Here is an 11,162-nt window from a genome sequence, read left to right as displayed (position 1 = left end):
ATCCCTGCGCTGCTGACAGATATTGTTTGTGAACCCGCCCTTACAGGTCTTTTTGATATCAACCTAGCCCCGATCGTGCTTGGCAATTACCCAAATAGCGTGAACAACGCCGGGAATAAATCCCAAAAATGTCAGAACCAGGTTGATCCAAAAATCACCTCCAATTCCGACGGTCAAAAATACGCCCAGCGGGGGAATAAAAATTGCAGCGACTATGCGGATTAAACTGCCCATGTGAGTTACTCCAAACGACTTTTCTCTTTCAATTTAACTTCACTGACCGACAGACCCTTTCCCGAAAAATTTAGGCGGTGCTGCGATCGTGTAAACTTCGGTTTCCTCGGCGATTACTTTTCGTAAGTGACCGGGAACTTGCATCAGTCCCAACAGTGTAATCCCGTCTAACATCCGCAACCCACCAATTGTTTTGTCGGCGAGCAATTTGTCGGTAACTTCAGGTTCTGGCCGCGTGTTTATTTCTTGGCTGGAAGCTACCGCAAAACCCCAAGGAGCTCCGTAGGTAGAAATAAAGCTGGTGCAGGATTGAACGTTGGGGAAAACCGATTTCAGGGTGTTGACAATGCGGGCGTGCATTTTCATTTCTGCTGGAGAAACTGGGCCCGCTTGCACTACGAAATACCCGTTAGGTGACAGTATTTTGCGGACTTTCTCAAAATACTCCTTGGTAAACAACTGGAAAGATGGCCCTTCTTCAATGGGATCGGATAAGTCGGAAATCACAATATCCCAATCGTTATCTGTGTTGTCTAAATAGTCCAAAGCGTCGCCGATTACTACTTCGGAACGGGGGTCGTCAAAGGCGTTTTGGTGCATTTCTGGCAGGTGTTCGCGGCAAGCTTCTACTACTTCGCCGTCAATATCTACCATCACTACTTTTTCAACACTTTTCCAGCGCAACACTTCTCTAATTGTAGCTCCTTCGCCACCGCCGAGAACTAGCACTTTTTTGGGCGAACCGTGAGCAATCATGGCTGGGTGCACGAGGGGTTCGTGGTACAGAAACTCGTCGCCTGTACAAGATTGCCATTTGCCGTCCAAAACTAAGCCTTTACCGTAGGTGCCGGTTTGAACTACGTACATTTCCTGGTAGGCAGTTTTTTTGTAAGCGAGCACGCCGATGATGCCGTGAACGTAAATATCCCAAGGGGTAATGTACTCGCTCATCCAAAAGTCTGCACGGACTTCGCTACCTGACATTCAATACTCTCCCAATGTGAACTGCTGTGTCGATTTTCTCGCAAGTATTAATTCCTACCATAAAATGGCGCTGGTGTGTAAGTGCGATCGACACATGGGAGTTATAGCCTTTCCATCTCCCATATGAGGTACTCATGGACATTGGGCAAACAGGGCATTTGGCAAACAGGGCATTTGGCAAACAGGGCATTTGGCATTGGGATACCTCAACTTGCATATCCACAATCTCACCGCGACGCACCTGACAAACTCTCTGCGGTGTAAATAATCATCCGTTTCACTCTTTCCCAACACTTCTTTTATCGCAAAACTCGATCGCAATGCTATTCATATCATTTATAACAAATCGTGCTACAAAACAATTGTTGGGCTTGCTCTACCCGATGGGTAAGGTGCGTCGCTATCAGATTTGCAATTCAATGCCAGTAATTTATCGCAAGCGACACATCCTACGAATACTTTTATCGCAAAACTTTATAAAACTGGTGTTAATACTTGTACCCACGCAGGTTGGCTACAAAGTTGTTGGTCACAGGTTATTTGTTGCAGGGCAATTATTCACTTTCAAGTCGCTGCTAGAAGTTGGCGATCGGTGTTTATATTGAATATATTGGTCAATATTGGCGATCGCACCACCTGAACTTAAGTGCTGACCAACAAGTATAATTTACTAATCAATAAGCAGGAGCTTACCTAAGTATATGCTGAAAAATCTTCTGATGTTTGACCTCAAGTTTTGGAAAAAAGTGAGCCGGAAACTAAAAAGCTTTATGCTTGGCATTGCGACAGTCACCCTGTGTACAGTGATATTAGCTAGTTGCACGAAAGCAGAAGCCCCTTTGCGAGTCGGTGCCAATGTTTGGCCTGGCTATGAAACTCTGTACTTGGCTCGCAGTTTAGGGTACTATGACAATACTCCTATTCGATTAGTAGATTACCCTTCAGGTACAGAAGAGGTACGAGCCTATCGAAATGGAGAAATTGAAGCAGCGGGCATATCCATCGACCAAGCTTTGGTATTGGCAGCAACCAATCCCGACGTAAAGATTGTAGTTGTAATGGATTTTTCTAACGGTGGGGATGTGATTCTCGGCAAACCAGAGATTCCAAATTTGCAAGGCTTAAAAAACCGACCAGTAGGCGTCGAATCTACTGCACTAGGAGCATTCATAATTACCCGTGCCTTAGAACAAAAAGGTATGTCACCTAAAGATATCAAAATTGTTTCTTTAGGAGTATCGGAACATGAACGAGCTTTTAAAGATGGAAAGGTAGATGCTGTTGTTACCTTTGGATATGCTCGGACAAAGCTGCTAGCAGTAGGCGCAAAACAACTGTTTGATAGTTCGCAAATCCCCGGTGAAATTGTCGATGTTCTGATAGTACGCGACGATGTAATTAACAAGCAGCCCAAGGCTTTGCAGGCTTTAGTTGACGGTCGGTTTCGCGCCCTAGATTACTTGACAAAAAATCCCCAGGATGCTGCTAGTCGCATAGCTCCCCGTACAGGAGTGACTCCAGAACAATTCTTAGAATCTTTAAAAGGGCTGAGCAGTCCAAGCCTCCAAGAAAATCAAAAGTTACTAGGGAAAACAGATCCGTCATTGCTGAATGGCGTCAAGCGATTGTCTCAAGTGATGCTAGAAAACAAGTTGCTGCCAAAAGCTGTAAATCCTGCTCCTTTGTTGGACGACAAATTGGTCAAAAAAGTGAAATATTGATCGATTATAATTCTAGTTAGTCGGGAACAAATATGAGTTTTAAGTGACTATTGATTTGCATATTTTGGGTTGAAATTAGCAACAACAATCTAGGAACTCAAATTTATATCATTTCTAACTATGAAACAATTCCCTTTTTCTCTACGTTTATCAATTCCTTTAATCCTGTTGACTTTCGGCAGTTTGCTGGGTTTATTTTCTTTTGAACGAGAGGTACATCAGTCGTATCGGCGGCAAGAAGAAAAAGGAATTAACGATTTAAAGTTTTCTGCAAATCAAATCTCAGGAATGCTGGAATATTTGTACCGCAGAGGAGATGTTGAGCAAGTGGAAATCGCAATTAGCAAGTTGGGTAGCGAGCGAAATATCCGCTTAGCGTTGCTTTGTGATGAAAATAACCGAGTAATTTTGGCAACCCGTTACGAATTGCGGAATCACCCGATCGCCGAAATCTCGTTACCTAACTATTTGCCAGAAGAATTTTTCAAAGTTCGGGAAAAGATGTCAGGAGAAGTCAAGCTTGCTCAAAATAAAGAGAGTACCTGGGCAATTTATCCGGTTTTGTTGGGGGCCCAGCCGGGAGAAGTTCGCCCTTCGAGAGTCGGCATTCTTTTGGTAGAGTATGATATTTTGTTATTCAAGCAGCAATCTTATGCAGATACTTTGCAGCGATCGGCCGAAACGAGTATTGGGTTAGCTGTATTTTGCATAATTGTCTGGTTGTTTTTTGATAAAACCTTGACAGGGCGGGCTGCGAGGCTGGTAGCAGCGAGCAATAGCTTCAGCCAAGGAAAATTGGACGCGCGCGCGCAACTGGGAGGATCTGATGAACTTGCTCAGATTGCGGCCGCTTTTAACCAAATGGGCGATCGCATTCAGTCTGATACGGAGGTGCTCCAAGACAGCGAGAAACGTTTCAGAAGCTTGGTTTCCAATCTCCCGGGTGCGGTTTATCGATGGGTATTCGATGCCGACTGGACGATCGAGTTTATCAGTGATGCGATCGCAGATATTTCGGGCTACTCCGCCACCGATTTTATTGACAATCGAGTGCGAAGTTTTAACAGTATCATCCATGCTGAAGATGCAGCAATGGTACAGAAGATTATCGATAAAAGAATCTTGAAAAAACGGGATTATATCATCGAGTACCGCATTATTAGAGCGGATAGGACTGTGAGATGGGTGTCAGACAAAGGTCAAGGCATATTTAATGAAAACGGCGATCTTCTCTGGCTTGACGGAGTAATTTTTGACATCACCAAGCGCAAGCACGCTGAGGCAGAAATGCGTCAAATTTTAGAACTTAAGGATAAACTTGCGGCTACTGCTACTGCTCAATCTAAACAACTCAAACAAACTCTGCAAGATTTACAGAAAACCCAGGCTCAACTAATTCAAACAGAAAAAATGTCTTCCCTCGGTCAAATGATCGCTGGTGTAGCCCACGAGATTAATAACCCTGTTAATTTCATTCACGCCAATCTTTCTCACGTTAGTACCTACAGTCACAACCTATTAAGTTTAATCGATTTGTACCAGCAGGAATATCCGAATCCTAAGGCGGAAATTGCAGATTTGATTGAAGATAGCGATCTGGAGTTTGTCGGCGAGGATCTGCCGAAAATATTGTCTTCAATGAAAGTGGGTACTAATCGCATTCGTGAAATTGTACTAAGTTTGCGAAATTTCTCTCGCTTGGATGAATCAGACCTCAAACCAGTGAATATTCATCAAGGACTTGATAGCACGCTTTTGATTTTACAGAGTGCTGTCAAAGCCAAACCCAATTTTAAGGAGATTGAGATTGTCAAAGATTATGGAGATTTGCCACTCATTGAATGTTATGCGGGGCAGCTAAATCAAGTATTTATGAATATTTTGAGTAATTCTATATATGCTTTGCACAATCCCGAAAATCACGATTCCCAAAAACATCAAGCTCACTCTCAAGGTCAGATTATAATTAGTACATTTATTTCAAAAAACAATTTGGTAAAAATCAGTATTAAGGATAATGGGCCGGGAATAGATGACGCAGTGAAAACAAAAATTTTTGACCCTTTCTTTACGACAAAACCAGTGGGTACAGGTACAGGTTTGGGGCTATCAATTAGCTATCAAATTGTGGTGGACAAACACGGCGGGAGGTTGGAGTGCATATCGACAGTGGGAGAAGGGACTGAATTTGCGATCGAGATTCCGATCGCCAAATCCCGCAGTTAATCTAAGCTGTAGCCTTTCTCAGAAAGATGAGGTACTAATGGGCATGGGGCATAGGGCATAGGGCATAGGGCATAGGGCATAGGGCATAAGAGGGTGCATCTGGCGCAAGGCAAATATATCCGTAGGGGCGAAGCATGACCTCCGTCAATATGGGATTATAACTAATAACTTATATGCGGTCATGCTTCTTCAGGCTTCAAAAACCAGATGCACCCGCATAAGACTAGCGGGCATACCTCACTTTTTTGAGAAAGGCTATATTTTTAGTTGACTAATTTACAGATATCGGCTAATGAAACGGCGCCGCGAGCAAAGTGTGTCAATTTGAGCTGCGAATGTATTATCACTCTGCTGTCTGACTATTAGGATCTATATCCCCTCTAACCCCCTTAAAAAAGGGGAGTAGGGGGTGGGACAGGAGTATTCTCAAAGTCCCCCTTCTTAAGGGGGATTTAGGGGGATCTAGACTAAGTTAGAAGCGAGATTTTTCAGGGATTTTAGTCTTAATAAGCTAAACTGAGGGATAATAAAAACTCCCTATGACCGCGGCTCCTCCTAGTTTGATGTGAAACCCTATGTCTACTGTCACTTTTGGTTTATTAACCCCCTCCGCGGCAGAGGCCGGGGCATCCTACGGTAGCAGCCAACCGCCGCAACGCCCCACCACATCGGCACAGTGGATCGAGGTGTTGGTGGACTCTCCTTTCAGGGGCGCGGGGGACTCGCCGGGGGAGGAAAACAAGTTATTTACCTATCGCTTACCTGCGGAATTGAACGTGCAGCCGGGGGATATTTTGAGTGTACCCTTTGGCAGCCAACAGGTAGGGGCGATCGCAATTCGGTTCGTTTCTCAACTGCCGGCAGACTTAGATCCGGGGCGGGTGAAAGATGTCGAAGATGTTGTCAGTACGGGCTTTTTTCCGCCTACTTACTGGCAATTGCTCGAACGAGTATCTGCTTATTATTGTACAACATTAATTCAAGTAATTAGAGCTTCGCTGCCACCCGGTTTGTTAAGCCGTTCAGTGCGCCGGATTAGGTTAATTAAAGATGCTGTTTCTCCAAATGCCGAAACATTTTTGAATCCCGCCGCCAGTCAAATTTTGCAATTGCTGCAAGCTCAAAAAAAGGGCGATTACACTTGGCAATACCTTCAGCGCCAAGTCAAGGGAAGTTATCGGGGATTGAAAGATTTATTGCAACGCGGTTGGGTAGAAAGTTATTTAGAACCGCCCAATCCTCCGAAACCACAACTCAAACCGGCAGTGATATTAATCCCCAGCGCCTTTGTCACGGATTTAACTAAGCGCCAACAAGAAGTATTGGAAGTTTTGCGGCGCGGCGGCGGTGAAATGTGGATGAATGATTTGCTGAGAATTTGCAGCGCGGGTGCTTCGGTTGTCAAAAATTTGGAACAGAAAGGTAGCGTTGTCATCGATCAAAGGGAAGTTCTCAGGGGCGATCGCGGAATTGCTCAATTACCCGATGCACCGAAAAAGTTAACTCGTTTTCAAGCTGAAGCTTTAGGGTTTATTAACAGTTTTTCGGGATTCCGTCAAGTGCTGTTGCACGGCGTTACGGGTTCTGGTAAGACTGAAGTGTATTTGCAGGCGATCGCCCCAATCTTGGCCAGCGGCAAATCCGCCCTTGTGCTCGTCCCGGAAATCGGGTTGACACCGCAACTGACAGACAGATTCCGCGCCCGTTTCGGCGAGCAAATTTGCGTGTACCACAGCGGGCTATCCGACGGCGAACGTTACGATACATGGCGGCAGATGCTCACAGGAACGCCACAAATTGTCATCGGCACGCGATCGGCCATTTTCGCACCATTACCGCACCTCGGCTTAATTATCCTCGACGAAGAACACGACAGCAGCTTCAAACAAGACCAACCAGCGCCCTGCTACCACGCCCGCACCGTTGCCAAATGGCGCGCCGAATTAGAAAATTGTCCGTTAATTTTAGGTTCCGCAACGCCAGCTTTAGAGACGTTGGTAGGGACGCGCCGAGATTATCACTCGTTACCAACTATCCATTATTTATCATTACCAACGCGCGTTTATTCCCGCCCGATGCCGCCCGTGGAAGTAGTGGATATGCGCCAAGAATTGCGGCAAGGGAACCGCTCAATTTTCAGCACTTCTTTGCAAAATGCCCTGGAACAATTGCAAGCAAGACAACAGCAAGGCATCCTATTTATTCACCGCAGAGGACACAGCACGTTTGTGTCTTGTCGGAGTTGTGGCTATGTGATGGAATGCCCGAATTGCGATGTTTCTCTATCTTATCACCAGGTCGGCGAAGGCACAGCAGAAATCCTGCGCTGTCACTACTGCAACCACACGGAAAGACATCCTCAAAATTGTCCAGAATGCAGTTCTCCTTACTTCAAAAACTTCGGTAGCGGCACTCAGCGAGTGGAACAGGAATTAACGAGATTGTTTCCAGAATTGCGGGCGATTCGGTTTGATAGCGATACTACTAGAAATAAGGGCGATCACCGCCGATTGTTAACTCAATTTGCGAATGGGGAAGCTGATATTTTACTTGGTACGCAAATGCTGACGAAGGGTTTAGATTTAGCTGGAGTAACGTTGGTGGGAGTTGTGTCTGCTGATGGATTGCTGAATTTATCGGATTATCGCGCCAGCGAACGGGCTTTTCAAACTTTAACTCAAGTTGCGGGCCGTGCGGGTAGAGGCGACGATCCGGGGCGGGTAATTATTCAAACTTACACTCCCGAACATCGAGTGGTTCAAGCTGTGAGGCGGCACGAATATACAAGTTTTGTGGAGACGGAATTAGCAGAAAGGGCGGCGCTGAATTATCCACCTTCGGGGCGGTTGATTTTGTTGCGGTTGAGTAGTGTGGATGCGGCGGAGGTGGCGGTGACTGCGGTACAATTGGCGTCTGTTTGTCAACAGTATATCGATCGACTTTCGGCGTCTGGCTGCGAGATGTTGGGGCCTGCACCGGCGGCGATTATGCGGGTGGCGAACCGCTATCGGTGGCAGATTTTGCTGAAGTTACCTTTGGATGAGTCGCTGGATTTGTCGGATTTAGTCGGGTTGCGCGATCGTACGCCGCGTTCTGTTAGTCTGACTATTGATGTCGATCCGTTGAATTTTGGTTGATTGGGGATGGAAAAGCGAGAATCCCCAATAAGACGGCGGTTGAAACCGCGTCTACACAAACAATGTCCACCTCCGTGGACTGAAGAAAACAACGTAATTTAAACGGCCGGGTCTTCAACCCGCGGAGGCGGGTTTTGTCTGTATAGACGCGGTTTCAACCGCCCGGTCTTCTTTCAGAAAAAGACTTGGTTGATATTTTTTCTACTGAGTCTTTGGTGGCTGAGGTTTTGAATGGTAACAGGGAACTGACGGTGAGTCAAATTCAGAAATTAGCTGAGTTATTTCATTTATCGCCTGGGGCATTTAAGATGAATTAGAATCGTAGGGTGCGTCAGCTTCGACGATTGTCTAAATAATCGACAATCTCCAAACTGACGCACCTGATACCTATTTCGCCCGGTGCGTCGCCATGAGATTGTCGATATTGAGTTAGAGATTTTTAATTTCGACGCATCCTACAACTACTAAAATTGGTTTGTAGTGACTACTTCTATTCTGTTAAATCGACTTGTCGAATCTCTTCTAACGTCATATCCAAACATTGCGCGATTTGCTCATCGCTCAATCCTATTGCTTGGAAGCGAGCAATCGCCTCAATTTTCGCCCGCTGCTTTCCCCGCAAAAACTCAGGCGACTCTTCCTGTGATGTGCAGATATTTAAAGAGCCAATTACATGACCGCGAGCGACATGATTTCCACTAATGACGCCGCCTGTAACATTGCTAATCATCGACTTGCGAATCAGTGCCGATCGCAAATTTAATTTATTAACATCTTCTCCAAAAATATCAGAGAACAACTCCCATAGCTCGTACCCCACATCTTTAGCATAACCCTCAGTACAGTTCAGCCCTTGGGCAATATCGCCGTACTTTTGCCGCTTCAAAACGCCCTCAATCACACCAACTTGCATATCATCTAAATGCTTGCCAGTTTTCGCAAAGACAACTTCATCCGCAAAAGCCAGTGCTTCCTTAACGTTCACCCGCGCCTCCTCCCAATATCCGAGCGATCGAACTAAAACCGTCTAGATCCGACTATTTTCGCCTTGAATACAAAAACGATTAAAGCTTTATCAAAACTTTTTATCATCGCTCAAAGAAACTAACTTATGACGACTACCCAACTCGCTCTCGACAAAAAAGCAAATCCTTTGATGATGCACCTGAGCATCTCGCCCAAGTACGGCATTTCCGAAGAGCAAGCTAGCTACGATCCCAGCACGCAGACTTCTAACATCACCTCCATGAGCGGCTCCTGGTCTACTCGTGCTGGCTCCAGTATTTTTCAGTTTGAACCTAGTGATGACGACCAGCAAGAGGACGACTAGAATTTTGAATTACTAAGAAATAATTCGATCGCCCTTTATGTTCTTGAAAGACCTGTATGAATTTTTGCATGACAGGTCTTTCACTGTCAACATTATTTCAATTAGTTTGATTGCGATACCAGTTTCAAAAAAACGCATACAAGCTCGAAACCCATACATAATCCATCATTTCCAATCTAAAATCTAAAATATAAAATAGTATGACTGACCTTTTAATCGTGACTTCCGAGACAGACATTCATGCAGATGTCGTTATCAACGAATTGCAAAACTCAAATATTCGAGCAATTCGATTGAATTCAGAAAGTTTTATTAAAACAAGCAAATATGCTTACTCGTGGCAAGCTTCTGGCAATCCCAGTCAAAGTTTTTTGTCCTTTGAAGACTCCTTGAAAGAAGTTCAAGATATTGGCGTGATTTGGTGGCGCAAACCACAAGATTATCAAGTGTTTCCAGAAGTTGATGATGCTTGGGCAATCAAGTATTGTCAAGAAGAAACAGAATCTTTAATATACTCTCTGTCTGGCTTATATCCCAAAGCGAGGTGGGTCAATAACTACTACAAGATTAGATTGCCATCCCATCGCATCAACCAAATCCCCATTATCCCTCCAACACTTGTCACAAATTCCTACGATGCTGCTTGCAACTTTGTGACACAACAGGGAAAGTGCATTGTCAAACCGATGCGCTACTCTGGATTCTTACATGATGAAAAACAGTATTCGTGTTATACTCGCCCCATTGATGTAGAAACACTTGAAACATTTCGAGAGAGCATTCGATTAGCACCTGTTTTTATTCAAAAACGCATTCAAAAGAAAGCAGAATATCGCGTTACATTAATCGGCAAGCAAAGTTTTGTTTGCCGCATTGATGCCGAACATACCAACGATGCAGACGTGACCTTAGATTGGCGCGTCGCCGAACCGGATAAACTCGTTCACGTTCCCGACAAGCTACCAATTGATTACCTCAACAAACTCCATCAAATGCTTGACGAGTTTGGCTTAAATTTTGGTGCATTCGACATGAACTCATCGAAGATTTAGCGCTTCAATATCAACAGGATTGCTAAATTCTCTCAGGAATTACACATTCTATAGAGATTGCTTCGTTCCTAGCAATGACAAAGAATCAGCGCTGAGATTGCTTCGTTCCTCGCTGCGGACAAGGAATCAGTGCTGAGATTGCTTCGTTACAAGGAATCAGCGCTGGGATTGCTTCGTTCCTCGCTCCGGACAAGGAATCAACGAACTACAGCGACAATATTTGAGTAAACAAACTTAACTAAGAACATTGTAGCTAGGATTATCTAATACTAAATCCGGGCTTTTACCCCCTTGATGATGGTGGTGGTGCGTCGCTCGTTGAATCTTGGCAAATATCGAGAATTATTCGTGGCGACACACCCTACTTTCTACTAAAATAGGTTCGTAGTGAGGACTTTAGTCCGCAAGAAAAGAAAGGACTGAAGTCCTTACTACAAACCTATTTTGGTTCGTAGTGAGGACTTTAGTCCGCAAGAAA

The 11,162-nt window shown here is 44.8% G+C and carries 9 protein-coding genes; 6 read left to right on the top strand and 3 right to left on the bottom strand.

All coding sequences use genetic code 11. From position 1 onward, the window contains the following. Positions 1-63: 63 nt before the first annotated feature. Both JGK20_RS11755 and JGK20_RS11750 read right to left on the bottom strand, forming a co-directional pair. Positions 64-234 carry a YqaE/Pmp3 family membrane protein gene (locus JGK20_RS11755; RefSeq protein ID WP_293205156.1) on the bottom strand — a complete coding sequence of 57 codons (171 nt, stop codon included), beginning with the start codon at positions 232-234 and terminating at the stop codon, positions 64-66. Between the two features lie 39 nt (positions 235-273). Further along, the gene (locus JGK20_RS11750) at positions 274-1,218 is read right to left on the bottom strand and encodes a fused MFS/spermidine synthase (protein ID WP_293176650.1); all 945 of its coding nucleotides are present in this window, start codon (positions 1,216-1,218) and stop codon (positions 274-276) included. 701 nt (positions 1,219-1,919) lie between these two features. Between JGK20_RS11750 and JGK20_RS11745 the strand changes: the two genes are divergently transcribed. The 4 genes from JGK20_RS11745 (at position 1,920) to JGK20_RS11730 (ending at position 8,619) form a co-directional block, all read left to right on the top strand. Beyond that, positions 1,920-2,939 (top strand): ABC transporter substrate-binding protein, encoded by a 1,020-nt coding sequence (locus JGK20_RS11745; protein WP_293189179.1) that lies wholly within the window; start codon positions 1,920-1,922, stop codon positions 2,937-2,939. Positions 2,940-3,059: 120 nt separating this feature from the next. Next, on the top strand, positions 3,060-5,165 hold the full coding sequence (locus JGK20_RS11740; protein WP_293212262.1) for an ATP-binding protein: 2,106 nt from the start codon (positions 3,060-3,062) through the stop codon (positions 5,163-5,165). A gap of 575 nt (positions 5,166-5,740) precedes the next feature. Next, positions 5,741-8,302, top strand: coding sequence for a primosomal protein N' (priA, locus tag JGK20_RS11735; protein WP_293230528.1), 2,562 nt, complete (start codon positions 5,741-5,743; stop codon positions 8,300-8,302). Positions 8,303-8,487: 185 nt separating this feature from the next. Then, the gene (locus JGK20_RS11730) at positions 8,488-8,619 is read left to right on the top strand and encodes a hypothetical protein (RefSeq protein ID WP_293176642.1); all 132 of its coding nucleotides are present in this window, start codon (positions 8,488-8,490) and stop codon (positions 8,617-8,619) included. A gap of 173 nt (positions 8,620-8,792) precedes the next feature. On the opposite strand, the gene JGK20_RS11725 is transcribed toward JGK20_RS11730, so the two are convergent. Continuing rightward, positions 8,793-9,287, bottom strand: a complete 495-nt coding sequence (locus tag JGK20_RS11725) for a hypothetical protein (protein ID WP_293176640.1) — start codon at positions 9,285-9,287, stop codon at positions 8,793-8,795. A 126-nt stretch (positions 9,288-9,413) separates the two neighbouring features. Between JGK20_RS11725 and JGK20_RS11720 the strand changes: the two genes are divergently transcribed. Then, positions 9,414-9,632 carry a hypothetical protein gene (locus JGK20_RS11720; protein ID WP_293189187.1) on the top strand — a complete coding sequence of 73 codons (219 nt, stop codon included), beginning with the start codon at positions 9,414-9,416 and terminating at the stop codon, positions 9,630-9,632. A gap of 200 nt (positions 9,633-9,832) precedes the next feature. Then, positions 9,833-10,684, top strand: a complete 852-nt coding sequence (locus tag JGK20_RS11715) for an MvdC/MvdD family ATP grasp protein (RefSeq protein WP_293230525.1) — start codon at positions 9,833-9,835, stop codon at positions 10,682-10,684. Positions 10,685-11,162 lie beyond the last annotated feature (478 nt).

Origin of the sequence: Microcoleus sp. PH2017_05_CCC_O_A, from assembly GCF_020738785.1 — a bacterium.
Lineage (GTDB): Bacteria > Cyanobacteriota > Cyanobacteriia > Cyanobacteriales > Microcoleaceae > Microcoleus.
This window is presented reverse-complemented; position numbering and strand designations above follow the sequence as displayed.